The sequence below is a fragment of the Acetobacterium bakii genome, from assembly GCF_001263355.1.
GTDB lineage: Bacteria > Bacillota > Clostridia > Eubacteriales > Eubacteriaceae > Acetobacterium > Acetobacterium bakii.
Window position 1 is genome coordinate 1 of sequence record NZ_LGYO01000062.1, and the last position, 26,369, is coordinate 26,369.

The 26,369-nt window shown below is 42.0% G+C and carries 25 protein-coding genes; 6 read left to right on the forward strand and 19 right to left on the reverse strand.

Annotated features, from left to right (window positions below; translation table 11 throughout):
* Positions 1-178 precede the first annotated feature (178 nt).
* From AKG39_RS17695 to AKG39_RS17705, 3 genes are all read right to left on the reverse strand, one after another.
* Positions 179-565 (reverse strand): hypothetical protein, encoded by a 387-nt coding sequence (locus tag AKG39_RS17695; protein ID WP_050741733.1) that lies wholly within the window; start codon positions 563-565, stop codon positions 179-181.
* 3 nt (positions 566-568) lie between these two features.
* Positions 569-1,126, reverse strand: a complete 558-nt coding sequence (locus AKG39_RS17700) for an RNA polymerase sigma factor (protein WP_160316219.1) — start codon at positions 1,124-1,126, stop codon at positions 569-571.
* Positions 1,127-1,211: 85 nt separating this feature from the next.
* Positions 1,212-2,384 (reverse strand): SAM-dependent methyltransferase, encoded by a 1,173-nt coding sequence (locus AKG39_RS17705; protein WP_050741735.1) that lies wholly within the window; start codon positions 2,382-2,384, stop codon positions 1,212-1,214.
* A gap of 108 nt (positions 2,385-2,492) precedes the next feature.
* On the opposite strand from AKG39_RS17705, the gene AKG39_RS19850 reads away from it, so the two are divergent.
* Positions 2,493-2,705 (forward strand): hypothetical protein, encoded by a 213-nt coding sequence (locus AKG39_RS19850; RefSeq protein WP_126981288.1) that lies wholly within the window; start codon positions 2,493-2,495, stop codon positions 2,703-2,705.
* Here AKG39_RS19850 and AKG39_RS17710 read toward each other — a convergent pair whose 3' ends face one another.
* From AKG39_RS17710 to AKG39_RS17730, 5 genes are all read right to left on the reverse strand, one after another.
* A complete protein-coding gene (locus tag AKG39_RS17710; RefSeq protein ID WP_050741736.1) occupies positions 2,706-3,275 on the reverse strand; it encodes a hypothetical protein in 570 nt (189 codons plus the stop codon).
* A 292-nt stretch (positions 3,276-3,567) separates the two neighbouring features.
* Positions 3,568-4,452, reverse strand: coding sequence for a VOC family protein (locus tag AKG39_RS17715; RefSeq protein WP_050741737.1), 885 nt, complete (start codon positions 4,450-4,452; stop codon positions 3,568-3,570).
* A gap of 26 nt (positions 4,453-4,478) precedes the next feature.
* Positions 4,479-4,907, reverse strand: coding sequence for a VOC family protein (locus AKG39_RS17720; protein WP_050741738.1), 429 nt, complete (start codon positions 4,905-4,907; stop codon positions 4,479-4,481).
* Positions 4,908-5,104: 197 nt separating this feature from the next.
* Positions 5,105-7,750 carry a cation-translocating P-type ATPase gene (locus AKG39_RS17725; protein ID WP_050741739.1) on the reverse strand — a complete coding sequence of 882 codons (2,646 nt, stop codon included), beginning with the start codon at positions 7,748-7,750 and terminating at the stop codon, positions 5,105-5,107.
* Between the two features lie 293 nt (positions 7,751-8,043).
* A complete protein-coding gene (locus tag AKG39_RS17730; protein ID WP_050741740.1) occupies positions 8,044-8,709 on the reverse strand; it encodes a flavodoxin family protein in 666 nt (221 codons plus the stop codon).
* 423 nt (positions 8,710-9,132) lie between these two features.
* Between AKG39_RS17730 and AKG39_RS17735 the strand changes: the two genes are divergently transcribed.
* Positions 9,133-11,859, forward strand: a complete 2,727-nt coding sequence (locus AKG39_RS17735) for a methyl-accepting chemotaxis protein (RefSeq protein ID WP_050741741.1) — start codon at positions 9,133-9,135, stop codon at positions 11,857-11,859.
* Between the two features lie 149 nt (positions 11,860-12,008).
* Here the strand turns inward: AKG39_RS17735 and AKG39_RS17740 are convergent, their stop codons facing one another.
* On the reverse strand, positions 12,009-12,590 hold the full coding sequence (locus AKG39_RS17740) for a metal-dependent hydrolase (protein ID WP_050741742.1): 582 nt from the start codon (positions 12,588-12,590) through the stop codon (positions 12,009-12,011).
* A 276-nt stretch (positions 12,591-12,866) separates the two neighbouring features.
* On the opposite strand from AKG39_RS17740, the gene AKG39_RS17745 reads away from it, so the two are divergent.
* The 3 genes from AKG39_RS17745 to AKG39_RS17755 all read left to right on the forward strand — a co-directional run bounded on the left by AKG39_RS17745 (position 12,867) and on the right by AKG39_RS17755 (position 14,640).
* Complete coding sequence (locus AKG39_RS17745; protein ID WP_050741743.1) at positions 12,867-13,667, forward strand: hypothetical protein; 801 nt, start codon at positions 12,867-12,869, stop codon at positions 13,665-13,667.
* Positions 13,668-13,746: 79 nt separating this feature from the next.
* Positions 13,747-13,959 (forward strand): hypothetical protein, encoded by a 213-nt coding sequence (locus AKG39_RS17750; protein ID WP_050741744.1) that lies wholly within the window; start codon positions 13,747-13,749, stop codon positions 13,957-13,959.
* A gap of 45 nt (positions 13,960-14,004) precedes the next feature.
* Positions 14,005-14,640 (forward strand): DUF305 domain-containing protein, encoded by a 636-nt coding sequence (locus AKG39_RS17755; protein WP_050741745.1) that lies wholly within the window; start codon positions 14,005-14,007, stop codon positions 14,638-14,640.
* 120 nt (positions 14,641-14,760) lie between these two features.
* On the opposite strand, the gene AKG39_RS19495 is transcribed toward AKG39_RS17755, so the two are convergent.
* Both AKG39_RS19495 and AKG39_RS17765 read right to left on the reverse strand, forming a co-directional pair.
* Entirely contained in the window at positions 14,761-16,611 is a 1,851-nt protein-coding gene (locus tag AKG39_RS19495; RefSeq protein WP_242852662.1) for a sensor domain-containing diguanylate cyclase/phosphohydrolase, read from the reverse strand.
* Positions 16,612-16,667: 56 nt separating this feature from the next.
* Entirely contained in the window at positions 16,668-19,079 is a 2,412-nt protein-coding gene (locus AKG39_RS17765; protein WP_050741746.1) for an EAL domain-containing protein, read from the reverse strand.
* A gap of 396 nt (positions 19,080-19,475) precedes the next feature.
* Here AKG39_RS17765 and AKG39_RS17770 point away from each other — a divergent pair, with 396 nt between their 5' ends.
* Positions 19,476-19,922, forward strand: coding sequence for a PH domain-containing protein (locus AKG39_RS17770; RefSeq protein ID WP_242852663.1), 447 nt, complete (start codon positions 19,476-19,478; stop codon positions 19,920-19,922).
* Positions 19,923-20,154: 232 nt separating this feature from the next.
* On the opposite strand, the gene AKG39_RS17775 is transcribed toward AKG39_RS17770, so the two are convergent.
* From AKG39_RS17775 to AKG39_RS17810, 8 genes are all read right to left on the reverse strand, one after another.
* Positions 20,155-20,382: a hypothetical protein gene (locus AKG39_RS17775; protein WP_050741747.1), complete on the reverse strand. Its 228-nt coding sequence runs from the start codon at positions 20,380-20,382 to the stop codon at positions 20,155-20,157.
* A gap of 15 nt (positions 20,383-20,397) precedes the next feature.
* The gene (locus AKG39_RS17780; RefSeq protein ID WP_050741748.1) at positions 20,398-20,949 is read right to left on the reverse strand and encodes a hypothetical protein; all 552 of its coding nucleotides are present in this window, start codon (positions 20,947-20,949) and stop codon (positions 20,398-20,400) included.
* Positions 20,950-20,988: 39 nt separating this feature from the next.
* Entirely contained in the window at positions 20,989-22,059 is a 1,071-nt protein-coding gene (gene buk, locus AKG39_RS17785; protein ID WP_050741749.1) for a butyrate kinase, read from the reverse strand.
* Positions 22,060-22,118: 59 nt separating this feature from the next.
* On the reverse strand, positions 22,119-22,925 hold the full coding sequence (locus AKG39_RS17790) for an MBL fold metallo-hydrolase (protein ID WP_050741750.1): 807 nt from the start codon (positions 22,923-22,925) through the stop codon (positions 22,119-22,121).
* 502 nt (positions 22,926-23,427) lie between these two features.
* Positions 23,428-23,916 carry a hypothetical protein gene (locus AKG39_RS17795; RefSeq protein WP_050741751.1) on the reverse strand — a complete coding sequence of 163 codons (489 nt, stop codon included), beginning with the start codon at positions 23,914-23,916 and terminating at the stop codon, positions 23,428-23,430.
* A 15-nt stretch (positions 23,917-23,931) separates the two neighbouring features.
* The gene (locus tag AKG39_RS17800) at positions 23,932-24,678 is read right to left on the reverse strand and encodes a hypothetical protein (RefSeq protein WP_050741752.1); all 747 of its coding nucleotides are present in this window, start codon (positions 24,676-24,678) and stop codon (positions 23,932-23,934) included.
* A gap of 216 nt (positions 24,679-24,894) precedes the next feature.
* The gene (locus AKG39_RS17805; protein ID WP_050741753.1) at positions 24,895-25,134 is read right to left on the reverse strand and encodes a TIGR04076 family protein; all 240 of its coding nucleotides are present in this window, start codon (positions 25,132-25,134) and stop codon (positions 24,895-24,897) included.
* Between the two features lie 18 nt (positions 25,135-25,152).
* Positions 25,153-26,298 (reverse strand): iron-containing alcohol dehydrogenase, encoded by a 1,146-nt coding sequence (locus AKG39_RS17810; RefSeq protein ID WP_050741754.1) that lies wholly within the window; start codon positions 26,296-26,298, stop codon positions 25,153-25,155.
* Positions 26,299-26,369 lie beyond the last annotated feature (71 nt).

Sequence of the window (26,369 nt, forward strand, 5' to 3'; positions counted from 1 at the left end):
ATGAAGAGAAAGTTATCAAATTCTTTTTCACTGATGACGAGATGATATTCGTCAATGTAACGGCGGTAGGTGTTGTGAAAACTGACATCAAAGCAACTATTGTTCGATTCTTTTGAGTTTCGCAATTACCTAATAATAAAATTTTGTTAGCGAACAAACGATAAGAAATCAAAGCGGCTCAGCAGAATGTCTGCTCATTTTTAAAATGATGAATCAGAGCATAAATACCTAAACATATGACACCGGAAGCCAGCATCGAAAGCAGTTTGAACGCCTCCAGCAGTTGTTCTGAATAATTGATGACAAAGCCCGTAAAAAGAGAAACCAACAAAGTGTTTTGGGCCTCAGTCAAAACGAAGAATCTAAAAATCAGGACCGTGAAGGCAATGGAGAATATGAAAAACAGGGCCTGAAACTCCTTGGCGGAGGAGGCAGCCTCACCGGCTTTTCTGATGTTTTTCATAATATCGGATTTTCTGCTGTTAAAAGGTATTCCTGATGCAAAGCTTTTAACAGAGCCTTGGTTAAATCCCAGGGATTCCATCATCTTGTCTAAATCTTCCATGTCTCATCCCTCCTTTATATAATTTTTTAATTTTTTACAGGCGCGGTTTAACCGAGAGGATAATGTTCCCATAGGAATTTTCAAAAATTCGCAAATGGTTTTATATTCCCAATCGTAATAATACCGGAGAATGACCACCACCTTAAGTTCATGGGGCAATAAATCCAGGGATTTCTGAACCTCGCCAAAATCCAGCGCATCAATATTGTTGTAGCATAAGGCATCATCCTTGTATAAGCTTTCGCCATTTTCCAAATCATCCAGATAAACCATTTTCTTGTTTTTTCTCAGAAGATCAAAACATGTGTTATGGACAATTTTTAAAAACCAGTTTTTAAAACTGCTGTCCAAGCGATACTGTTTTATTTTGGTAAACGCTTTTAAAAAACTTTCAGCCACTACGTCCTGTGCATCAAATTCATTATTTAAAAGGGAAAATGCATAAATATAAGCATACTTCTCGTAGCGTTCAACAAGAGGTTCAAAATAATCGGATTTCCCGGTTGCTATGTACTTTTTAATTAATGCGTCATCGTCTTCCCCTTCGTTTTGTTTGATCAACAAATTCACCTCCGTTTGTTCTGCACACTTATATAACGCTCAAGGCTTTGGTTTTCTTCCCGAAAAAATAAAAAAAATATAAAATTCAGTTGGTTTGATACAAATAGTCCCTTGTCAAAGGTAATTCATTATTGATGCCTTTGGTAAACAACAGCTGGTGCACATCGATATTCCCACAATTAAAAGATGCCGCACAGCCATTTAAGTACAATCGCCACATCCTGGCAAAGGTTTCGTCCCTGGTACTGATGATTTTCGGCAATGCCTTTTCGAAGTTATTTGCCCAGTGCTCCAAAGTCTTTACGTAATGTGCCCTCAGACTCTCCGCATCAATTAAATGGAATTTCTCGTTTGCCATATATGATATCAATTCTTTGACGGTGGGTAAATAACCGCCAGGGAAAATATACTTGTCAATCCAGGAATCAATGGCTGTTCCGCTAAAACCAGTGATGCAATGCAGCAGCGAAACCCCTTCTTCGTTCAGCAGTCTGTTTACTGTACAAAAGTATTCGCTAAGACAATCCTTACCCACGTGCTCGACCATACCCACACTTACCACCCGATCGAAGCTTTTGTTTTTCAGCTCCCGATAATCCAGGAGCTCTATTTCCACAAGATCGTCCAGTTTTTCAGCCCTGATTCTTTCACTGACTTTTAAAAATTGTTCCTTACTTAAGGTGATTCCGGTGCACTTTACCTCATAGTCTTTGGCTGCTGTTAAAATCAACTCTCCCCAACCGCAGCCGATATCAAGCAATGTCTGTCCCTTTTTCAGATTTAACTTTTTTAAAATATATGCATTTTTACTCTTTTGAGCATTATTTAAGTTATCATCCGGTGATTGAAAATATCCGCAGGAATAGGTCATGGAATCATCCAGCCATAATTCATAGAAATCATTGCCAATGTCATAGTGATGGTGTACATTATCCTTGCTTTTTATGATATTATTATTCTTGAGGAATTTACCCTTGGCAGGACCATGCAAAAGGCTTTTCCTGTTATTATAAAGATATTCAATGACCTTTTGCAAATCGCCGTCCAAGTCAATATCATTCTTCATATAAGCTTCACCTAAAGCCATTGAAGGATTCTTTTGGATTTCACTTACCGCTAGGGGGGTGTTAAAGATAAATGTAAATTCACTCTGGCCTTCTCCATATTTCACCACCTCACCGTCCCAAAATTTTATTTGAAAAGGCACAACAAATGCTTTTTTCAGAATAGTTTTATACACAGTTTTGTTTATATTCATTCTTCTATTCCTTTCTATCTTACTTTATTTTCAATGTTGTCGTTTAACATTGTTTATTACTTTACCCCACTGCTTCTTTTTTAAACAATTCCGATCCAAATCACAGAGATGAAAAAAAGACGTGTTCAAAAGTATGAACACGTCTCAGACTGTAGCCAAAGTAGAAAAGTTAGTCCTGGGGACAATCGTAACATCAGTTGTCTGCATCATGGCGAGCAGGCGGCAGCCTGTACGATCATGCAGCAGACAACGATTTACCATTGTCCCCAGGACGAGTTTATCGACAACCTCAGACAAATTGCTGTCAGACTCATATATTGATCAGTTGCTGTTATAGGTGGCATCATAAACAATTCCCTCAAATCCAACCAGGGTCAGGTTAATCGAGGTGGCATCGTCATTTATCCAGGCAATGGCATAAATTGGTTTGTCTTTTTCTTCAGGATTTGCCCCGCACACTATTTCAAGTCCGCCATCCCCGAGGATTTTTTTTGCTTCATCATAGGTCATTCCTTCTGTAATACTGGCTGCCTGATCCTCTGTTACGGACGCATTGCTATAGCTGGCAAAATCGTTGTCAACCGGCATATAAAGGGATTTAAGCGCTACCAGATTGTCCGCGCCATAGGAAACCGTCACGCCATAGCCGGTTTCTGCATCCACATAAGTATATGCGCCGCTGGTTTCCTCTGCAGCACCCCCTAACTCACTGGCAACCTCATCCTTTGTTTGATCAAGCTCCACCTTACTGTAAAAATTAAAAGGGTCGATCCCTGAAGTCTCCTGGGTTACTGTTTTCGTCTTACTTTGACCACAACCCGAAAGCATGATTACCAAACCCATAAATATAAGTGCTGTTACTAAGAACTGTCCCGATTTATTTTTCCGCATAGAAATTCTTCTCCTTTTCAACCATCAGTTATCTAACCTGATCAACCAATTAACCACTTCCTAAAATGTCAAATTGAATACCATGGTATTTCAGGCACATTCTCAATACTATAACTTATCCTAAATTTTACACTTTTTTTGTCTGTGATGCAATGACAATACCGTTTTTCGCTTAGTCCAATTTAATTTGATTGAAAATCCCTGTACTATTTTGAGCATTTTTAATAAAAGAAACCTCATTCGGCTAAATGAATGAGGTTTCTTTTAAAATCAACAGCATATCCTGAACAATTTAAACACCTTCAAAGGCATTTACCAATGCCGCAACATCAAATTTTTTCATTTTAAGAAAGGCGGCTGTGACTCTTCCTAATTTTTCAGGGTCCTTGGTTTGCATCATTTCCGTCATGATCCGGGGAACAATCTGCCATGAAATGCCAAACTTATCCTTGAGCCAGCCGCATTGCTCAGCTTCGGGAACAAAGGACAGTTTTTCCCAGTAGTAGTCAATTTCTTCCTGATCTTCACAGTACACGATAAAAGAAATGGCTTCATTGAAGGAAAAATCATGGGCCTGGGCACTGTCCATGGCCGCAAAGGCCTGATCCTCAAGAGTAAAGCCGGCATACTTAATGGTGTCCGGGGTATCCGGGGCATCCCCTTCTTCGTAGTGGAAAAATTCACCCTCGGTTGCATTTTTAAACACCGTTTCATAAAAATGGATGGCCTCTTCTGCTTTTCCAAGCTGATCTCCGGTAAACATGAGCGTCGGCGTAATTTTTTGATTGGCCACCGGCCCATCCACGAGCATGATTTGCCAGGAAAGACCGTACCGGTCTTCGATCCAGCCGTACTTCCCGGAAAAGGGATAGGAACCGAGCTTCATGAGTACATTACCGTCCACCAAAAGGCGATCATACAAAAATACCACCTCTTCCTCGGTTTCACAATCCACCCGCAGTGATATGTTAGGTGTGAATTTAAAGAAAGGTCCAGCCGAAATCAGCATAAATTCCTGTCCGGCTAGTTTAAGCGTCAGGGTTTCCGAATCTCCTGAGGGCGTATCCTTAATGGTAACAACGTTCATGATTTTTGAATTCGCGAAAAGGGTGGAGTAAAATGTGGCGGCTTCAAGAGCTTCCTTATCGTACCATAAATGAGTAACAATCTTTTGCATATTTCCTCCTTTTTAATTCTTTGACATTAGGAATTCATATCCCCACTGTCATGACTGACTTGCCAGCCGATACCAAACTTATCCGTAAATGATCCATAGGCTTTAGTCCAGAAGGTTTCCTGAAGTTCCATTTCCACTGAGCCACCTTCTTTCAGCTTATTGTAAATGGTTTTTATTTCGTCCATATCATCACTGATGATGAGAATTGTAATGTTGTTTCCCTGGGTAAACGGCATCCCCGGGGCCGTATCCGAAAACATGATCACATTGTCCTTAATCACCAATTCCGTATTGGCCACAAGATCTTTAACCTCGTCTGTCATTGGATAATTGGGATCCGGAGGCATTTCTCCGTAGGTCATAATCTTAGCCTTTTCGGTCCCAAAGACCTCTGCATAATAGGCAACAGCTTCCCGACAGTTTCCCGAAAAATTAATATAGGGTTCGATTTTCATATTTTTCTCCTTTGTTTATTTTTACCATCAACATAACCAAACGTTTTATCCTGCTTTTTATACTTATCCAATATTTTTGTATTTAATCTATTATTCCTATTTTTTGCATAAAAAAAGGTTTTTGCACAATGACGAACCATTGTGCAAAAACCCGGATGCAAAAATAGATAATTTTTCTTTCCAGAATCTTCAGTCTCCTATTTGGATTCCATTCGTCTCTGGAAAAATTTAACTGTTTCTACAATGGGGATGACTGAGAATGCCAAACCCATGGCCGTAAAGTATTCTGTTAGTGAAATCGGTTCAAATTCAAATGCCGCTGCAATTGGCGGGATGAAGATAACCGCAGTGGTCAGCACCAGGGATGCAAGCATGGCCAGATATAAAGCATGGTTCTGATGCTGCATTCTGAAAATGGATTGGCGGCGGCTTCTCATATTTAATGAATGAAACATTTCCGCCATGGACAGGGTTAAAAATGCCATAGTTATGCCATCCGCACTTTCGGCTATTTCCCAAACGCCGGCTTCCATAAAGTGGCCCACAAAATAGGCAGTAATCGTTACAACTGTAACCATTACCCCCTGCCAGATCACATCAAAGCCAAGACCTCTGGAAAAAATACCCTCTTTTGCTTCTCGTGGTGGCTGCTTCATACTATTCGCTTCTTCTTTTTCAAGACCAAGGGCAATGGCCGGGAAGGAATCGGTGATCAGGTTAATCCATAATAAATGGACGGGCAGCAAGATGGTAAATCCCATTAAGGTGGCAATGAAAATGGATAACACCTCGGAAAGATTGGATGATAAAAGGAACTGAATAGCCTTTCTGATATTGCCGTAAATACGACGGCCTTCTCTTACCGCATTAACAATGGTTGCGAAGTTGTCATCTGCCAGTACCATATCCGCCACATTCTTGGTTACATCGGTTCCGGTAATCCCCATGCCAATGCCAATGTCCGCTGTTTTTATGGATGGCGCATCATTGACCCCATCTCCGGTCATGGCCACAATCATTCCCTGGTTCTGCCAGGCCTTGACAATGCGAACCTTATGTTCCGGCTGAACCCGGGCATACACCGAATACTTTCCGATGTCTTTACCCAACTGTTCGTCGCTGATGTCATCAAGCTGTGCCCCGGTAATTGCTTCGTCGGTGTCGGTGATGATATCCAGCTGTTTTGCAATGGCTGTCGCAGTATCCGGGTGGTCCCCGGTAATCATGACCGTGCGAATCCCTGCTTCCTTACACTCTTTAATGGCATCTTTAACTTCCGGACGGATAGGATCAATCATTCCGGTTAAGCCAATGAAGCAAAGATCTTTTTCCAGATAATCCGGAGTCTGCTCTTTAGGCATGGCATCCCAGGAACGAAATGCTCCCGAAAGTACCCGCAGCGCCTGACCCGCCATTTCCTTATTGGCATAGCTGATTTCCTGACGTTTTTCGTCCGTCATAATTTGCTGAATTTCCCCATCCCAATAGGTTGTACAGCGGGATACCAATACATCCGGTGCGCCCTTAGTATACTGTTCAAAGAAACCGTTTTCCAGTTTATGAATCGTACTCATGAGCTTTCTGCCGGAATCAAATGGCGCTTCGCCTACACGACAGGTTTTGGCTTCCATTTCACCCTTGTTTAAACCATGAGAATAGCCGTAGTTCACCAGGGCTGCCTCGGTGGGCTCCCCTTCGGCTTTATTGTCATCATTTAAATAGGCATCATTGCAAAGAGCAACGGCCCGGCCCAAAAACTGTGGATCCCAACCAAAATATTCCACAACCGTCATCTTGTTCTGTGTTAAGGTCCCGGTTTTATCCGAACAGATAACCTGGGTACATCCCAGGGTTTCAACCGCTGTCAGTTTTCTGATCACTGCTTTTTTCTTGGACATGTTGGTGACCCCAATGGATAAGACAATGGTCACAACCGCTGCCAGGCCTTCAGGAATCGCTGCCACTGCCAGGGAAACCGCAATCATAAAGGTGTTTAAAACACCGGTGCCGGTAATACCGTCACCCAGATAAAGACGGATCAGACTAATGGCAAAGATAAATACACAAATCCCCAGTACCAGCCAACTCAAGACCTTGCTGAGCTGATTCAGCTTGATCTGAAGCGGCGTCTGGTTCTCTTTTGCCTGGGTAATAGCATCGGCGATTTTACCCACTTCAGTGTCCATACCGGTGGCCACAACGGTTGCTGTTCCGCGGCCGTAGACAACCGCACTGCCCATGTAAACCATGTTTTTACGGTCACCCAGGGAAATATCCTTTTGGTCTCCCAGATTCAGGGCGATGATCACCTTGTCAACCGGAACGCTCTCGCCGGTGAGAGCAGCTTCTTCAATCTTTAAGCTGGCACTTTCAAGGATTCGTGCATCAGCCGGTATGGAATCCCCAGCCTCCAGCATAATCACATCCCCGATTACCAGGTCTTCACTTTTTATTTCCAGGATTTTGCCATCCCGCATGACCTTGGATGTGGCTGCGGATATGGCCTGTAAGGCTTCAATGGCTTTTTCTGCCTTACTTTCCTGAAACACACCCAGCACCGAGTTAATAACAACCACTGCCATGATGATAATCACATCCGCAAAGGATTCTCCCGAATAAACAGCGGTGATCCCGGAAATAATTGCTGCTACAATCAAAATAATAATCATGGGATCTTTTAACTGGTTAAATAAGCGTACTGCCAGAGAATCTTTTTTTGCTTCCGTCAGCTTATTCTTACCGTTTTCTTCCAGCCGTTTAGCGGCTTCGCCTGCTGAAAGCCCATCTCTTTGAGAGTTTAACTCCCTCAGGACTTCTTCCGTCGTCTGTAAATACTTTTTCATTCAATTCCTCCCAATCAATCACAAAAAACACCAAAAAAATAGCCAAGTGCAGCCGCACTTGGCAAAAAAATAGCTCAAGTACAGAATACCACTGTACATGAGTCTCACTCATTAAGATAAGCCAGGTGTCTATTTACACCATGTATGTTGACTTATCACGCTAATCGCGCAAATTACTCCCTCACATCCCGTTTATTTTACAGTGAAGCACGACATTTGTCAATGCCATGTTACACTGTAAACTTTTTCAGGTGTCAATTATTTTTCTCAGGCAGCGAATTAACTGGTTCTGTTTAGACTTCAAGCGTCTCACTTGTTAAATCGATTAGACCGGCGCCAAACTGGTATGCCTGTTCACAATCCACCGGAAAAACCATTTCTCTTCTTTCGATTTTAGCTTCTTCATTGAAACCTGATGCCATGTATTTGGAATAATCCTTAAATTGCAAGGTATCCGTCACCGTAAAGGTTTTTGAACTGCCAAAAAAATGTTTCAGGATTTCTTCATAGCCTTTGATTTTCTTTTCATACCCAATTTCTTTGATCACTCGCTCCGGGGCATTCATGGTAAAAATAAAACCCGTCTTTATTTCCTTGGGGGTAAGAATCGAGCGATCTTTGTCGTACACATGATACTGAAAAAACAATCGTTCAAGAAAACAACGCATTTCTCCGGATACTTCACCAAAATAAATGGGTGAGCCCAGAATAAAGGCATCAGCCGATTCGATTTTTTCAAACACATCCAATAGATCATCTTTCACAGGACATTTTCCATAGCTTTGTCCGCCTAATCGTTTACATTCAAAGCAGCTGATACAGCCTTTGTAGTTCAAATCATACAAATGGATCAATTCCGTTTCGGCATTTTTGGAAGCAGCGCCTTCAAGGGCTTTTCCCAATAAGATAGCCGTATTGCCATTTTTTCTGGGACTGCCGTTAATCGCAATAACTTTCATGATAGTCTCCTTTCCTGCATTTAATTTTTTTAATAGATATTTTTATTCTAACACAAATCTGCTTTAGATTTCTTAAAAAATGAATCTTTATTTGCTTACCATATCATTTGAGACTCTGTCCTTAGATCTGAACATTATTGATAATATTTTCTATAATGCTGGCTAACAGACTCTTTGCACTATAATGCAAGACAATTAAATAGTAAAATTACATTAATTATAAATAATAGTTGCTATTATATTGAAGAATCATTATAATATAGAAACCAACGCAATTGTTTCATACTTTGCAACAATCATTCCATATAACTAATTAATATAATTTCTGTATTGATGTGGATTAATTGCGGCCGATCACGATTTAGTAAAACGTTTTTAGACTATAAAAAGAATCAAAATTTAGACAACGGAAAGTGGTAAATTATGAAATGGATTTATAACATGAAAATGCGTACCAAGATACTATGGGGATTTTTGACCATTGCTTTTATTATGGCAGTTGTGGGTGTGCTGGGAATAATAAAAATTAGCGCCTTAAGAGATTCGGACCAAGAGCTCTATGAACATATTACAGTGCCGATCGCTCAGTTTGGCCAGATAGAAACTGCGTTTCTAAGGATTCGTGTGGATACAACCTATTTGATCTTGTCAAATGATGAACAAAACTTTAAATTACATTCGGATAAAATTGCCCAGCGAAAAGCGGAAATTGCCGGCCTGACAACTGAATTCGAAAAATCAATTATTTCAGATGATATGCGTACATTATTTGAAGATTATGTAAATAAGCACAAGCTTTTTACTGAAGAATTGGATACGGTTATGCAACTCGCTATTCAGAATCAGGATGCCCAGGCTACTGCTCTTATGAGCGAAACCGGAACCGTAGGGTTAGCCTCCCGGGCCGAACAGGAAGTTATTGCAAAAATTGTGTCAATGAAATTAGAAGAGGGTCAGATAATGTCAGCTGGAAACCAACAAGAGGCAGCTGGGATAATCACAACAATGATTGTCGTGATTGTATTAGGCTTACTTGTTTCAATAGCGTTAGGTCTTTTTCTCAGTTCAATGATCAGCAATCCGCTGAAGAAAGCTGCCCATATGATGAAGGAAATGAGTATGGGCCATTTTGGACTGCGCCTGAATATGGATACCAAAGATGAAATCGGAGAAATGGCCCTGGCCATGGACAGCTTCGCCGATGAAATTCAAAACGTGGTCATCGGAACCATGAACCAGATATCCCAGGGGGATGTGACCGCCAATGTCGAAGCCAAAGATGATCAGGACGAAATCACTCCGGCGCTGGAGCAAATTATTGAAACCATCCGCGCTCTTATTACTGAAACAAATATGCTGTCCGTTGCAGCAGTGGCAGGACAGCTTGATAGTCGGGGCAATGCCGATGCCTTCAATGGTGGATATAAAGAAATTATCGAAGGTTTTAATAAAACTTTGGACGCCGTGGTGGTCCCAATTAACGTGGCCGCAGATTATGTTGAACGCATTGGAAAAGGTGTAATTCCGCCTAAAATAACCGATCCCTACAACGGGCTATTCAATACCCTGAAAAATAATTTTAATGCCTGTATCGATGGTTTAGGGGCGCTGAAGGAAGGCAATCGCATTCTCGGGCAGATGAGCCGCAATGATTACAGCGAAAAAATCGAAGCCGACTATCTGGGAATTTACGCGGACATCGCCCATGCCATTAACGATGTCCATTTACGTATTACTCACACTATTGAAATAGCTACGCATATCGCCAATGGCAATATGTGCGACCTTGAAGTATTAAAAAAAGTGGGAAAACGCAGTGACAATGACACTTTAATTCCCAGCTTAATTGAAATGATCGAAAACATCGCCAGGTTAGTTACAGAAACTGAAAGCATGGCCAGTACGGCTGTGGATGGCGACCTCGGCAGCCGCGGAGATACCAGCCGCTTTCCCGGAGATTTTGCTAAGGTCATCGCCGGCTTTAACGACACTCTAGACGCCGTCATCGCTCCCATCCAGGAAGCTTCGGATACACTAACCCAACTGTCAAATGGAAACCTCCATGTATCTATGGATGGTAATTATAATGGCGATCATGCCCAAATCAAAAATGCGTTAAATGAGACCATTGACTTTCTGAGACGCTATGTGGATGAAATAACCGGTACTCTGGAAGCCATAGGCCAAGGCAATCTGGATCAGGAAATCACCACCACCTATCTAGGGGATTTTCTCCCAATTAAAACCGCCCTCAACGACATCACCACCATCTTGAGCAATACTATGACAGACATTGACATTGCCGCTGCCCAGGTTGAAGTCGGTGCCCAGCAAATTTCCGATGGCGGACAGGCCCTGGCTCAGGGTACCACCGAGCAAGCCAGCTCCATTGAAGAACTCAGTGCGTCCATTGAAGAGGTGGCCGGCGAAACCAAGCGCAATGCCATGAATGCCAACCAGGCCAACGAACTGACCTTAAAGGTTCGCACCAATGCTGTGGATGGTAATGATCAAATGCAGCATATGATTGCCGCCATGGGTGAGATCAACGCTTCCTCCAACAGTATTTCCAAAATCATCAAGGTCATTGACGATATCGCCTTCCAGACCAATATTCTGGCGCTTAATGCGGCGGTGGAAGCCGCCCGGGCCGGACAGCACGGCAAAGGTTTTGCGGTTGTTGCTGAAGAAGTCAGAAGTCTGGCGGCCCGCAGTGCGGAAGCCGTGAAACAGACCACCGAGCTGATTGAAGGCTCCATTGACAAAGTGGAAGCCGGCACAATAATCGCCGATAACACCGGCCAAAGCCTGAATCAGATGCTGACTGAAATTGAAAAAGTTGCCAATTTGGTTGGCAACATTGCTCAGGCATCCAATGACCAGGCCACTGAAATCGCGGAAATTACCCAGGGCATTGAACAGGTTTCCCAGGTGGTTCAAACGAATTCCGCCACCGCCGAAGAAAGCGCCGCCGCCAGCGAGGAACTTTCCGGTCAGGCTGAACTGCTCAAGGAAATGGTGGGTGCTTTTAAAATAAAAGGCACTCCTCAAAAGGCCATGAAGATCTCTGCTGTTTCAAAATCAGTCAAACAAAATAGCAATCCTCCTTCGGAACCAAAAATTGTGCTGGATGACATGGATAAATACTAATCCTATAATGGCCCCCATAAGCAACCTGCTTATGGGGGCCATTATTTGTTCCTAAATTTGAAAATTTTCAGAATAATTGTAAAGACATTGCCTTAAATAATTCCATACTTTGAAACACCAGCTCTAAAAACCAATATCAGCGATACAACCTAAAACTCAATCATTTTAATAATGCAAATAAGCGATACACTCGTTAGAAATATATATTCTGCAAAGGGAGTGGTTACCAGCGGTATGCCTATTTTTTTACCAATGGGGTAAAAAAATGCGATTCCAGCCTTAGTCAGCATATCTTCCATTAAATGCACACCGTATCCAATGCCTAAAGCAATGGCTGCAAGTTCATTGTTAGTGATCAGGAACATCAGGACTGTGACAATGCCCAGAGACAACAGGCTGTGTGTGAGGCTCCTGTGTGATGTTAAAGACGCCAGCGAAAGATAAATTCCCAGAATCAAGGGATAATTATTCTTAAAAACATAAGCCGAAAGCAGGATACCCGCTATATTTAAAATGCCGATTTTTAAAATATTTTGTATCAATGAACTCTTGCTCTCACTTCGAGTGATACCATGAGTTATTTTTGTGTTTGTTCGATCGATATCCGGAAGCAAGGCCCCGACGATTCCAATTGTTATTATAACCAGGGTATCTTGATTGATTCCCGAATTTGCCGTTAGTGTTGCCCCGGCGATTAGTCCACCGGTAATTCCGTGTGTTCGCCCTTTCATATTTTGACCCAGCTATCCCTTCTTTACGTAAATTTTATGATGTGCTACATTATTGTCAAGCTGATAAGACAAAACAGTTTTCTCAATAAAATGATGTCATAGCTTGAAAATTATACTCCATTTCTTCGTTATCGTCAATTCTACAAAATCCTGTGCCCCTCTGAACTTAAGAAAATAAGGGATTTATCAATTCATTCTAAAGTCAACTGTGGTATTATAAGATAAAATAGACCAATCAATTTCATACAATAATTAACGGGAGTAAGTGACTGCTAAATGTTTATAATCGAATTGTTAATCAGAACCTTTTGGGAAACACTGTATCTGACCGGAGCCATTATTTTGGTGGGGCTGCTGCTGGGCCTGCTCCAGAATAACGCCACCCGGAATTTTCAGCGCAGTTTCGGCAGAAATGCGCTGATGGTAACCGGATTCATCGGCACACCCATCCATGAATTGAGCCATGCGGGCATTGCCCTACTATTCGGCCATAAAATCAATGATATAAAATTATTTCAACGACCCGATGAAAATGGCGTCATGGGTTATGTGAATCATTCCTACAATAAAAACAGCCTTTATCAGCAGATTGGCAATTTTTTCATTGGGGTGGCCCCAATTTTCGGCGGGATCGTTGCCATGATTATACTCATGCGCCTGGTGATTCCAGAAGCCTTTGAAGCGTTCATCACAATCTTGGTGGAAAGCGTCAATTTTGAAACCTTTAGCATGGTGACCATACAAGGCATTGCGGCAGCCTATCTGGGCTTATTAAAGATCATTTTTTCATGGTCGAATTTCCAGAATTTATATTTTTATCTTTTTTTATTCATTGCCATCTGTATATCGTCTCATATGTCATTAAGTCTGGCGGATATAAAAGGAGCCTTCAGAGGACTTCTGATTATCTTTCTGTTAGTACTGATATTCAATGTCCTGGGTTTATCCCAGTACATTGCCGCTCTTAACGTCATAAAATACAATGTTTTCATAACCGGTTTCTTAATGATCACGGTGATCTTCTCGGTGATCACCTATTTCGTCAGTTTAGCCAGTGTTCTGATTGCCCGAAGATGAATTTAATTTAAATTATTAATGATCATAAAAGCGGGTATATATAATACAAATACAAAAATACGATTAATGGAGGAAGACCATGGGTTACCTAGAAGATGCCAAAAAGATAGGATTAAGAGATCTCGAGACTGCAGCGCTTTTTGCGGTGTATCCTGATAAAGCAACGGGAACCGATGCGGAAATTGAAAAAGCAGTCCGGGACTGGTATTATGAGCAGAACTGTGCCGCCGAAGAGAAAATGAAAATGGCTTACGTGGATGCCTTAACTGATGCGGAAATCGAAGCCCTTTAAGGCGGATAATCTTAGTTGCATTCAATCTAAGTGGAGGTGTTAAGCATGAAAAAGACAACGCTGGTGATGCTTGGTGTGTTGTTTGCCGTGGTGCTTTCGGTTTTGCTGGGGCTGGTTGCCTACACGTTATTTTCGGTGGTGAATAACAGCATTTCTCAGCAAAACCTTGAGAATGGTTTCGGGGGGATGATGGGGTCTGGGGTGACAGGATCTGGGATGATGGAATCCGGAATGATGAGTGATCCCATTGAAAGCGAGCATGATTTTTTAGTGCACATGATTGCCCATCATGAGGAAGCGGTTTATGCGGCTGGTATCCTGAAAGAGAATACCGAACGTGAGGAAATGAAGCAATTTGCGGAAGATATTATTAAGACCCAGAGTGCCGAAATTGAACAAATGAAACTTTGGCTTGAAACATGGTATCCCAATGAAGATCATAGCGTTGATTACCAGCCAATGATGCGGGATCTTACCAATCTCCAGGGTGATGCCCTGGACAAGGCTTTCCTCCAGGATATGATGTTCCATCATATGGATGCTGTGATGATGTCCCAACAGCTGATTACCGGAGGATTTGGCGAGCATTCGGAAATCATACCCTTTGCCAGAAACATCAGAAACACCCAACGCAATGAAATTTTCATAATGCGGAATTGGCTGTCCGAATGGTTCGGATAAATTGGCTTTTGATTTTCGCCAAAATCGTTTCAAAATTTATGCAAACACCCCAACTGATTTAGGTTAAAATCAGTTGGGGTGTTTTTTCTATAATTGTAGCTTTCAAACTTATTATTCAGTTTATAGATTTATAGTTTTTTCGTTTTCTAAAAGATTTTCAATAAAAAAGCTTGCCAATTCCGGGTCAAATTGGGAACCGGCATTTTTCTGTAATTCTGCCAATGCCGCTTCCGATGGCATTTTGCTGCGGTAGCTTCGCTGACTTGTCATAGCATCATAGGCGTCGGCAATGGATATGATACGAGACTCCAATGGTATCGCGTTGCCTTTTAAACCCTTGGGGTAACCTGTGCCATCCCATCTTTCCTGATGAGCCAAGACATACTCCGCCATTTCAGACATCTCATTAACTGTACTCAGAATCCGATAGCCAATTTCCGAATGGCGTTTAATTTCAAGCCATTCATCATCTGTGAGCTTTCCCGGTTTATTGAGGATGGTGTCTTCAATAGCTATTTTCCCAATATCATGCAACAATCCAACTGTCTTAAGTTCCTTGATTTTATATTCGGACAATCCCAGGCCTTTGCCCATGATTTCACATAGTTTTGATACCCTATGTGAGTGTTGTTCCTCTATTTCGTTTTTTTCATACAGGGTTCGAATAATTGTGTCGACTGTCTTCCCCCTCATCAGCGGACTTTCAAAAAGTTTGCGATGATACATCCGATCTTCGGCTCTTTTACAAACGTCGTTAATGTCATCAGCCTCATTCATCTTTGTTTCAAAGCCAAAGGAAATTGACACATCCAGTGACCCTACTTTTTCGATTAATGAATACTCTTTAATCCGTTTCGTTAACTGCTCGGCTTCAAAAGCATCGGTTTTTGGTAATAAAACAATAAATTCATCCCCGCCGATTCTGGAAATAACCTTATGAGCCCCACAGGCTTTTGTAATCACTTCCGCTACTTTTTTAAGAAGTTCGTCACCCATGGAATGGCCAAAAGAATCATTGACCAATTTTAAGCCGTTGACATCCCCCATTAATATGGTCAACGGGAGATTTTGTCGCGTATCAACTCGGATTAACTCTTCTTCATAAAATCTGCGATTATAGAGACCTGTCAGCTGATCACGAAAACTCAGATTCATAATTTTTTCTTCTTTTAATTTATTATCGGTAATATCCTGTAAGGTCCCCACAACTTTATCTGCCTTGCCATCTTCATCCAGAATCAGATTTCCAATGGAATGTACAAAATGCAATTGCCCGGTTTTGAGGTTTTTTATTCTAAATTCGATGTTATATTCCCCTTTTTGATTAATCAAATCAGCAAGGGCATTATCCAGCTTCTCGTGATATTCTGGAAGAGCACTTTTTCGGGTCAAATCCTGGAGAATATACTCGGAATTATAGTCAATTCCATAAATACTAAATGCCTCTTCGGATGCCCACATTGTTTTAGTCTTTAGGTCCAGCTCCCAATTGCCGACATGGGCCATTTTTTGTGCGGCGATGAGCTGCATTTCACTTTTCTTTAATAAATCTTCTGCCCGCTTGCGATCCGTAACATCTCGAATAATTCCCACCGAATGCCATCCATCCTCCATCTCAATCGCAGAAAGCGACAACTGGATATGGATATTAGTATTGTCTTTTCGGCAAGCTTCCATGTCAAGAGTTTTTCCGACGGCACCGCCATGACCGGTCTGCCGAAACATTGGAAACGCGGCCTTGTGAGCAGCATAATACTTGGCAGGTGCAATTAAGGTATGCAGGTTTTGTCCAATGGCCTGGGCTTCAGTATACCCGAGAATACGCTCAGCCGCCGGATTCCAAAAGGTAATATCACCATTGGGATCCATCATCAGAATAGCATCATTGGTCGAATCGGTAATGGCACGAACCCGGGCTTCGCTTTTCTTTAATTCATTGTTTACTTGAATTTGTTTAGAAATAAAACCCACCAGCTTACACCTCTCTATCTTTTTCTGTATCATATTCTATTTATTAAATCCGTAAGTTATTCATATTGGCTGAGCACTGCCTCAAGTTCCGATCCCGGAACCGGTTTCGAAAAATAAAAGCCTTGTATTTTATGACATTTCAATTTTTTCAAGACTTGCAGCTGTTCATCGGTTTCGATGCCTTCCACCACAATTTCCAACCCGATACTCTTGGCAATCTGGATCACATTGCTGACGATTTCATAGGAAATTTCATTTAATGCAATGTCATCCACAAAAGATTTATCAAGTTTCACAGTTGTGATGGGCAGAGATTGCAAGTAGGTCAGAGATGAATAGCCAGTTCCAAAATCATCTAAAACAATACCGATATTTTTATTTCTCAGCAGGCTTAATTTCTCAACAGCCAAGTCCATTGAATCCATCAGCACCGACTCGGTTATTTCCAATTCAAGATAAGAGGGATCCAGGCCCGTTGCTTCAAGAGTATCCAAAACCATGGTTTCAAAACCCTCATTTAGCAGCTGCAATGCGGACACATTAACCGCGACGCAGTAGTCTGAATGGTGGGTCCGATTATATTCCCGGACAAAGCCGCAGGATTGTTCAAGAATCCAGGTTCCCAGTTCCAGAATAAGATTCGACTCTTCGGCAATCGTGATAAACTCCAATGGCGGCACAAATCCCCGGATCGGATGATTCCACCGGGCCAATGCTTCAAACCCATCGTAACGGTTTTGTTCCAGATTAAATTTTGGCTGATAATATATCTCCAATTCCCCTCTTTTTATCGCCCGCTTCAAATCCTGTTCCATGGAGGCTTTGTTCTCCATTATTTCATTCATTGACGGATCAAATAGCATGAAATTGTTTTTCCCATTCATTTTAACCTGGTTCATGGCCAATTCCGCTTTCTTCAAAAGTGTATCCAAATTGTCCATGCATTTTTTTGTGCACACCCCACAGCGTACTCCACCGCAATATTCGTTATACGAAATACCAATGCTCACACTTGCACTCACACTTTGTTCTTCAATGGTGAAAGCTTTTTTGAAAGTTCCAAGAATCAATTTTGACAACTCTGTAACCTCGCCCGGTTCAAAATAGTCTTCTTTACAAATAGCAAATTCATCCCCGGAAATCCGGTAAACCTCATATTCCGGCCGTTCTTTTATGAGACCCTTTAGGATTTCACCGATTTGAATCAGCAGTCGATCGCCAAAACGATGCCCAAATAAGTTGTTGATGTACTTCAGATTATCGACATCAAGATAAAACAGAACAGATAACCTTTTCTCAGTTCTGGCAATCTGGCCTTCATTGTATTTTTCATAAAGAAGTACCCGGTTCGACAAACCGGTCACTGAATCAATGTAGGCTGCGGTTTCCAGTTTTTTCTTATCGGTTACCATTTCTCTTACCATAGACTGCATGGTAGTCTGTAAAATCTCAATTTCTTCATTTTTAGCTACCGGAAGTTTTTCGACAATAGAATAGTCACCTTTAGCGATTGTTTTCATTGCATCGGCAACCCAGGAAATAGGTTTGATAATATTAATTTTCAACCAACGATTTGAAAAGGCATAAAAGATCAAAATCATGAAAATCGCTAACATCGATACTGCCACAATAATCTGATTTTGAATCTGAACCATGGACGCCATCGATTTTCCTACAAATAATACCCCCACCGGCTGGTTGTCCGAATTGTTAACCGGAATATAGGCGACCACATAGGTTTCTCCCAGGATTTTTGTCTTTCCAAAATATTCTTTTCCCTGACCCAAAACAATGGATGCAATGGCTGGATCCAAAGTCGTTCCTATTGAATTAACAGCATTTTTTGTAATGGTTGTTGCCATTCGCGTATTTTGAGAAAAAATAGTTGCCTCTAAAGCCGAAGTATTGTGAAGGTATTCCACCAACTCCTGATTTGCAACCTGTAATCCCATGCGAACCTCACCCATGGGATTACCCGCAGCATCATTAATCAGGCAGGCGCTGAATAGATGCAAGCCGGTCTCTGAATCGCCATCAATCCACAAAATAGGTTCAGTACTTTTTATATCTATTTTTTTAGCCGCCATTTCGAGAACACTCTGATCGCAGTATGTTTTTTCATAATTAACCTGACCCAAACCTTTTATCTGAACAAATTCAAGATGTCCATTATTTCCATAATCAATATATTTTTGCAGTGTCTGTTTTGCTTCTAGATTATTATTAAGCAGAATTTCCCCTGATAAAGTAACGACTCCTCTGGTTAGTGAAAGGAGCTGGCTCTTGGAATCTTCAATGACAATTTTTTCGAATGCATAAACGCCGGCAGAAACATGCTTCTCCACATCGTCTTCATAAATGGTGAAAAAGATATAAATGGCTACCGAACATCCAATTATGATAATGAGGACTATAATGCCAAATATAAACAAATTCAGTTTTGATTGAATCGTGTTCTTCTTATGCATTTATTCCTCCCCGATGTCTTTAAAACGTTGATCTTATTTTTTTGTATAATTTTACACTTTTCTTATTGTATATTATACTTGTATTTATAATTTACAGCAACTTATTTATATTAATTCTTTCTTTCATTTCCGATAGGGAAACCTTAAGGTTTTCGTCCGCTTTTCCGCTAATGCAGTTACAACCGATAGTTTTTCTCTCCTTCTACACATTCATTGGCAGGATTCCATGAAAACGTATCCTTATTACCTTTACTATTTTCAATAATCTTTAACCGCAGTGATTATTTATTTCTCCACAGGGTACACATAAGATCAATAAGAATTATATGAACTTTTGAAAAAGCCAAGCTGTTCAATTGGAACTTTTTCGAGAAAATAAATTTAAAGGAGATACAAATGGCGAAAATGAATTTTAAAGGCCTAATACAAGGCGCCCTTGGAAAAGTGAGTGAAATAAGTGTGGAAGAACTAAGCAATGATTATTCGAAATATTTGTTTGAAGGTGAAGCCATTCAAACGGGTTACAAACTGCTCCGTGATGTGATTATTTTTACGGATATCCGTATTCTTTTTGTGGATCGTCAAGGAGCAACCGGCAAGAAAACTTCCTTTAAATCAGTTTATCTGACCCATATCATTGATGTGGTAATGGAAACCCCAGGTCCGGGAATCGATGACAGCGAACTCGTCGTTACTTATTTGGAAAATGTCAATCGCATCAGCCAGAATGAAATTTTTGGCAAAGAGAAATTTGAATTCGGTAAGAAAATGGACATTGCGCCGCTTTACTCTTTACTGGGCACATTGGCACTTAAAAACAGAACTGAAATCAATAAGCAATAAAATAAGCCGTTCCCGGAGTACTGGGAACGGCTAGGTTAGTTGGCATACCCGTCCCGGGGACAATGGTAAATCGTTGTCTGCTGCATGATCGGACAGGCTAGGCCTGTTCGCCATGATGCAGACAACTGATGTTACGATTGTCCCCGGGACTTGCTTTTCTGTTTTGCCAATATTTAAGACTATAACCCCAATACGAGGAACTGCTGATTATTTGGAATTGAAGGCTTAATAATTACGCTGGACCTTCGTCGGAAAATGATGCTTTTCCATATTCAATTTTATTTAATAACGCGGTTATTTTTTCACTCAATTTATCGACATTGGTTTCCAGCTCGCCGTCCGCCGGGGTGCAATTCCCGGGGAAACCGTAGATTCTGCCTTTGGCCAGTTCATCCAGAAGACCATAAATCTCACGGATTTCACATTCATATCGGATCGATACATCCACTGTTTTTTTCATTTTATTCTCCTCCTGTTACTGCTGCCGAAACTCTGCTATTTTTGCGGTACCCCGGATGCCCATAAAGGTCACATAAACCACGGAGCGGTCGGTATTCACCCAGGCCATGACATTGACCGGAGTCGCCGGATCCTTTGTGTTTTTAACACAGGTGACCTCAATGCCGTCCACACCGCCGAGAATGGTTTTCACCGCATCATAAGTCATCCCCTCGGTAATGCTGGCTGCCTGTTCTTTGGTGACATTTGCCTGGCTCAGGCCATCCAAATAGGTGCTGTCCGGTATGGCAAGAGATTTAAAAACCACCAAATCCCCATCGTCATAATTCACAGTAACCCCATAGGCTGTTTTCTCATCCACATAATTCAGGCCCTTGTCCAATTCTGTAGATTCCACCCCCAGTGCCTTTTCCGCATCTTCTTTGGTCTGGCCAATCTGAACCTTGTTGTAAAAATTTGACGGGTCCGTGCTTTCCGCTTCTTTCTGACCGCAGCCGGCACATAATAAAACCACTCCCGCCAACAGGATGCTGCCCAGTAAAACACCCTTTAAATATTGCTTAACCATGTGATGCCTCCTAGTTTTTGTGTAAATAGTACGTTTCATTCATCCCCTGAAAACATGGGGTTTTTCTTCTTTTCTTAACAGCCTCAATCCCCCCAGAGCCAGGGCTTCCACCTCATTTTCCCCGGGCAGGCAGTGAACCGGCCCCATAAAACTGATGTATTCTCCAATCATGGCGGTCATTTTTTCAGAATAGGCCATGCCCCCGGTTAAAATAATCCCATCAAGATTGCCTTTTAGCACGGCGGCTATTTCTCCGATGCCCTTTGCAATCTGATAAGCCTGGGCCTCATAGATCTTTTCGGCCTTTTTATCCCCGGCTAAAATGCGCTTTTCGATTTCCCGGCAGTCACTGGTGCCCAGATGGCCTTTTAATCCACCCAGTCCCCTTATTTTTTTTAACATTGCTTTTTTGTCATACCGATTGTTGTAACATAATTCCACCACCGCAAACAAGGGGATGCTTCCTGAGCGTTCCGGAGAAAAGGGGCCCATGTCGTCAGAAATCACATCGATGATTTTGCCGTTTTTATGAGCGCTGATTGAAATGCCACCGCCAAGATGGGCGATGACCAGATTCAGATCCTCATATCTTTTCCCTAAAGCCATAGCATATTTTCTGCCCATGGCTTTGGTGTTTAAAACATGGCAGAGACTTTTCCTCTGGACTTCAGGAAACCCCGTAATCCGGGCGATATCTTCCATTTCATCCGCGGATACAGCGTCGTAAATAAACGCCGGAATGCCAAGCGGCTTAGCAATAGTATCCGCCAGCAAAGCGCCCAGATTCGAGGCATGCTGTGAAAGGTTCCCTTCCCATATAAGCTTTTTCATGGCCGCATTCACGGTATAACCTCCGGCTTGAATGGGCGGTAGCAATCCCCCACGGCCGACTACCGCCGACAGTTTCTTGATCTCAAAATTATGACTTCCAAGGATTTCCATAACCGTATTTTTTCTGAATTCGAACTGGGCATTAATGGTTGGAAAGGTTTCCAAATCCCTGCTCTGATGTTCGACGGATGCTGTGAACACCTCGTTTTCATTTTCAAACACCCCGATTTTTGTGGACATTGAACCGGGATTAATGGCTAAAATATAATAATTATTCATTTCACACCGCCTTCTTGTTGCACACCCGATTCAGTAATCTATCAATGCTTGCCGGGAAGTTACCAGTTTAATTCCAACCCCACCCCGACATCATGAATGGGCAGCTCAGTGTGAATGGCCGCCTTCACCGCAAAGGAGGTGCAGTGACAGGGATAGAGGTCTGTAATTTTGTTTTTCTTGAAATAATCAATGGTTTGGTGCACCTGGTCCGTTACCGTAAAGAGATGAAAACCGCCGATCACCCCTAAAACCCGATCCTCTCCGGTAATGGCTTTAGCCTGCTCGATGATATTGCAGATGCCGCTGTGAGAACACCCAGTAATCACAACAATCCCGTCAGAGCACTGATAAACCAAACCGGAATCATCCCATATAAAATCAGCCTCCCATTTGCCCAAAACCTGTTGCCGGCCAATGGGGTTTTGCTTTTCAAAAGCCATTTTTCGGGGGATTTCGCCCAGAAAGGTGATGTTTTCACTCAACTTCACCGGGCTTTTACTCAGGGTTAACCGACACTTTTGTGCCATTTCCAGCTCCGAAAAAGGTGCAGAAATTTTCAGCCCATCGGCTTCTTTTTCGTTGAAGACATCGGGGTGGGCAATCAGTTTTATTCCGGGATTATGAACGTTCTCAAAAAAAGGTTTTAGTCCCTTGGTATGATCATCGTGGCCATGGGACAGCACAATGGTGTCAACGGTCTTTGGCTCAATTCCCATGGCTATTAAATTGCGCAGCACCAAATCCGAGTAACCCATATCAAACAGGATCATTGATCCCTCATCTTCAATGAAGTAGGACACCCCTGGTTCACCCCAATAATAGCTGTCAATTATGGTGTTATTATCGATAATTACTTTTAATCGCATCCGTGCCTCCCAATTCAGCTATTTTCCAACTCTTTTTTGTGCGTTATATATTCTCTGGTATTCCCGAAAGTTGAAGCAGTGATCTTTTAACTGCTTTTTTGCCACACTTAATACAAAGTGCTTTGAGACCTCTTAGTCTTAGTATTGTATACCTAATGCTCCTCTTTCATCTTGGATTTTGTTTTATGAGTCAGTATATCAAATAAATGATAACAAGTAAATTATAAGTAACGTTTCACTGGACAAAAAATACCACTTCAAAAACTCGGGGAGCACTCAGCCCCTTCCCAGATAATTAGATGGATCGATCAATCCCAGAAAGCTTCCCTCGCTTCATTCTAATTGTTTTATAAAAACATATAAACAGATTACCGGCATTAATCAAAACACTGCTTTGTTTCCCATATGAATTGAATGAACTCATAAAAAGCCACAGAAATTCTCATGGAATTTCTGTGGCTTTGCTGGTGACAATCCCGGTTGATCTTTTAATAAAAGTCTGTCAATTTGATTCGACAACCCGATCTTTTTTTATAATCTGATATAGCAGCAATCCATAAAAGGCCAGAATAAAGCTGGGATTTCCGGGACCGGTGTACATGCCCATCGCGAAAATTTGATTGAATAGGTTTAGATTAATATTAAAATAAACGAGATAGCTGGACAGAATCAATAGGGCATAAATCACACCCAGGATACCTCCCACTAATACCGCCTTGCCTTTATATCTTTTAATGCCAAATCCCAAAATAAACACCCCGGCGCCAAAAATCAGATTAAGTGCGATGGGCAGAAAAAATATTGATACATAATAATAGAACGTACTGGCATCTGGCCCATACGAGACTTCATTTCTGGCTAAAAATTTTGTCTTGGTTACGATCCAGGGAAATAGCGTTATGTGTAAAAATGGGATCGCCCAAATTAAAATCGTATAACTCCACCGCATTAATTTTTCTTTTATATTACGCTGATCTTTGTTTTCATCCATTGTCTCACTCCTCTATTAGTTATAATCCATTTCCATCACCGTCGACCAGGTTTCACCATTTGCATTGGTCAAATTTCCCGAGAAAATCGTTTTAGCATAAACAAAGTCATTCACACTAAGGATCCATGGGCTGGGGGAGAATTTTGCTGTTGTGAAAGCATTGGCGTCTGATTCCAGATCCCACATTACCAGCTCATTAACTGATCCATCTGTTGCACCAATGCCGTTCAGAATGAAATAGCCTGCCTCTGGATCATTCAAGCTGACCTGGGGATCGGTTACTTGCCAATCGACATAGACGCCGTCAATCCGGAATGCTCTATAGATTCCAGAGTCACCCGTTGAAAAGTATATTCCCAACACCACCGATATCGCATTGTTTTCATCCATCATAGGACTCGTGACAATGGTACCATGGGCCAGTTGATCAATATTTTCTGCTGGTATGCTTAAAATAGTTTCCTGGTAATATTCTTTTGCTCCGGTTGCTTCATTAGCGTCTATTAAATGGGACTTACTGCTTTGATGCATTAATTGTGCATCATCCTTTGAATTGATTTCGATGGATTCACCGGTTTCCGCATTGGCGATAACACCCTTCCACGCAACAAGTTCCAGGACGTCCTGGTCTTCTGTTCCCTGTAAACCAGGTTTTATTTTATCTTTTTCCATTGCCGTAATTGCCGATGTCGACAGACAGAAAATCAGTATCAGCAAGATGGCCAGGCAGCCCTTTATTTTTTTGGCTTTCATTAAATTCATCCCCCCTCTTTCCGAATTAGCTATCAATTCGCAGTGTCAAAACAACGTTTCTCCTCTTGTCTCCCGCTTGTTTATCTTAATTCCTTTTCTTCATTGTAAACCATGTCATTCGCTGATGCAAACTTTATCAACAGTAATTATTTGTGCATTTAAAAAAACAGCCCCCGAATTCCAAGTGCATTCCCGGGGCTGTTTCTGTTAAATACAATTTAATTTTTAGGCTATTTTTATCCGAAACACAACTTTCTCCAGACAATCCGGACATTGCAGTGGCTGATCGATGACTACCCCTTTTCTGGCCGCATAGACAAAGGGAAACACCGCACCCAGTGCCATCATGCACACATTTCCACTTTTTTCTTTATCCAGTAAGGGGCCGTCAAAAATAATTTCATCGCCGATTTTATAACAGTGGCAGCCCGATTCTTCAACCACCAATTTTATCTTTTGTTCCATTGTCATCACTTCTTTCTTTTATAATGCCTGTTGATAGAGGTCTTCAATATCTTTTTGGGTAGTGCTTCTGGGATTAATCAGGATGTTTCCGCTTTTCATGGCATCTACCGCCATGGCTGGAATCATTTCCGGGGTAACGCCGACCTCAGACAGGGTTTTGGGAATACCCAGATCCTGGGTGAGTTTTCGGATTTCATCAACTAATGTCTGGGTCGTAAAATCGTCGGTACCTTTTCCAGACTTAATATAGCCGTAAATTTTTGCATAGCGTCCGGTATCTGCCAGGGCATTGTATTCCAGGACCACCGGCAGCAAAACAGCATTGGCTACCCCATGAGGCACATCAAAATACCCGCCCAATGGATGGGCCATGGCATGGACATTTCCCAGTCGTGCCCAGGCAAACGCGATTCCGGCAAACATGCTGCCGATCAGCATATTAGCGGCGGCGTCTTCATTGGTACGATCCGCCACAAACAGGCGGATGTTTTTACCGATAAGTTCCAGGGCTTTTTCTGCCATGGCATCGGAAAACGGCGAGGCCGCCTTGGACAGATAGGCTTCAATGGCATGGACCATGGCATCGATGCCACAGGCTGCGGCGGTTTTTTCGGGGGTCGTCATCACCAGATTTGGATCCAATACGGCGTAGGCCGGTATCAATTCATAACTGAAGACGGTTAGCTTATAATTACGGGTCCGATCGGTGATAACGGAAAAGGCCGTAACTTCCGATCCGGTTCCGGCAGTGGTGGGAATGGCAATCAGGGGAATAATTGCGCCGGGAACCTTGTCCGCCCCTTCATATGCGGTGATGGAACCGCCGAATTTTGCCAGTACCCCCACCGCTTTGGCAACATCCATGGGTGATCCGCCGCCTAAAGCAATAATGCTGTCGGCGCCGCTTTCCAGAAAAGCCTTGGTGGCCAGATCAACGGTGTCAACCGAGGGATTGGCTTCAATCTCCACAAAAGTTGCAAAATCGATTGCCGCATGGCTTAAAATATCGGTGATCTTCTGTACCACCCCCATTTTATTCAAATGCGGGCCAGAGATTACCATGGCTTTTTTTAGCTGCTGTTTTTTTAGCAGCTCCGGCAGTTTTTGAATACTGTCTTTTCCGCAGATAATTTCCTGGGGAATTTTAAAATTAAAGTCCTTCATATCAGTCTTCCTTTCAATCTTTTCTATTTAGGTAATTGCGAAACTCAAATGAAACGAACAATGGTTGCTTT

What these genes read in the sequence shown, in the direction of transcription:
- AKG39_RS17695 (WP_050741733.1), bottom strand. Translation starts at nt 565, where the DNA reads ATGGAAGATTTAGACAAGATGATGGAATCCCTGGGATTTAACCAAGGC.
- AKG39_RS17705 (WP_050741735.1), bottom strand. Translation starts at nt 2,384, where the DNA reads ATGAATATAAACAAAACTGTGTATAAAACTATTCTGAAAAAAGCATTT.
- AKG39_RS19850 (WP_126981288.1), top strand. Translation starts at nt 2,493, where the DNA reads ATGAAAAAAAGACGTGTTCAAAAGTATGAACACGTCTCAGACTGTAGC.
- AKG39_RS17710 (WP_050741736.1), bottom strand. Translation starts at nt 3,275, where the DNA reads ATGCGGAAAAATAAATCGGGACAGTTCTTAGTAACAGCACTTATATTT.
- AKG39_RS17715 (WP_050741737.1), bottom strand. Translation starts at nt 4,452, where the DNA reads ATGCAAAAGATTGTTACTCATTTATGGTACGATAAGGAAGCTCTTGAA.
- AKG39_RS17720 (WP_050741738.1), bottom strand. Translation starts at nt 4,907, where the DNA reads ATGAAAATCGAACCCTATATTAATTTTTCGGGAAACTGTCGGGAAGCT.
- AKG39_RS17725 (WP_050741739.1), bottom strand. Translation starts at nt 7,750, where the DNA reads ATGAAAAAGTATTTACAGACGACGGAAGAAGTCCTGAGGGAGTTAAAC.
- AKG39_RS17730 (WP_050741740.1), bottom strand. Translation starts at nt 8,709, where the DNA reads ATGAAAGTTATTGCGATTAACGGCAGTCCCAGAAAAAATGGCAATACG.
- AKG39_RS17735 (WP_050741741.1), top strand. Translation starts at nt 9,133, where the DNA reads ATGAAATGGATTTATAACATGAAAATGCGTACCAAGATACTATGGGGA.
- AKG39_RS17740 (WP_050741742.1), bottom strand. Translation starts at nt 12,590, where the DNA reads ATGAAAGGGCGAACACACGGAATTACCGGTGGACTAATCGCCGGGGCA.
- AKG39_RS17745 (WP_050741743.1), top strand. Translation starts at nt 12,867, where the DNA reads ATGTTTATAATCGAATTGTTAATCAGAACCTTTTGGGAAACACTGTAT.
- AKG39_RS17750 (WP_050741744.1), top strand. Translation starts at nt 13,747, where the DNA reads ATGGGTTACCTAGAAGATGCCAAAAAGATAGGATTAAGAGATCTCGAG.
- AKG39_RS17755 (WP_050741745.1), top strand. Translation starts at nt 14,005, where the DNA reads ATGAAAAAGACAACGCTGGTGATGCTTGGTGTGTTGTTTGCCGTGGTG.
- AKG39_RS17765 (WP_050741746.1), bottom strand. Translation starts at nt 19,079, where the DNA reads ATGCATAAGAAGAACACGATTCAATCAAAACTGAATTTGTTTATATTT.
- AKG39_RS17770 (WP_242852663.1), top strand. Translation starts at nt 19,476, where the DNA reads ATGGCGAAAATGAATTTTAAAGGCCTAATACAAGGCGCCCTTGGAAAA.
- AKG39_RS17775 (WP_050741747.1), bottom strand. Translation starts at nt 20,382, where the DNA reads ATGAAAAAAACAGTGGATGTATCGATCCGATATGAATGTGAAATCCGT.
- AKG39_RS17780 (WP_050741748.1), bottom strand. Translation starts at nt 20,949, where the DNA reads ATGGTTAAGCAATATTTAAAGGGTGTTTTACTGGGCAGCATCCTGTTG.
- buk (WP_050741749.1), bottom strand. Translation starts at nt 22,059, where the DNA reads ATGAATAATTATTATATTTTAGCCATTAATCCCGGTTCAATGTCCACA.
- AKG39_RS17790 (WP_050741750.1), bottom strand. Translation starts at nt 22,925, where the DNA reads ATGCGATTAAAAGTAATTATCGATAATAACACCATAATTGACAGCTAT.
- AKG39_RS17795 (WP_050741751.1), bottom strand. Translation starts at nt 23,916, where the DNA reads ATGGATGAAAACAAAGATCAGCGTAATATAAAAGAAAAATTAATGCGG.
- AKG39_RS17800 (WP_050741752.1), bottom strand. Translation starts at nt 24,678, where the DNA reads ATGAATTTAATGAAAGCCAAAAAAATAAAGGGCTGCCTGGCCATCTTG.
- AKG39_RS17805 (WP_050741753.1), bottom strand. Translation starts at nt 25,134, where the DNA reads ATGGAACAAAAGATAAAATTGGTGGTTGAAGAATCGGGCTGCCACTGT.
- AKG39_RS17810 (WP_050741754.1), bottom strand. Translation starts at nt 26,298, where the DNA reads ATGAAGGACTTTAATTTTAAAATTCCCCAGGAAATTATCTGCGGAAAA.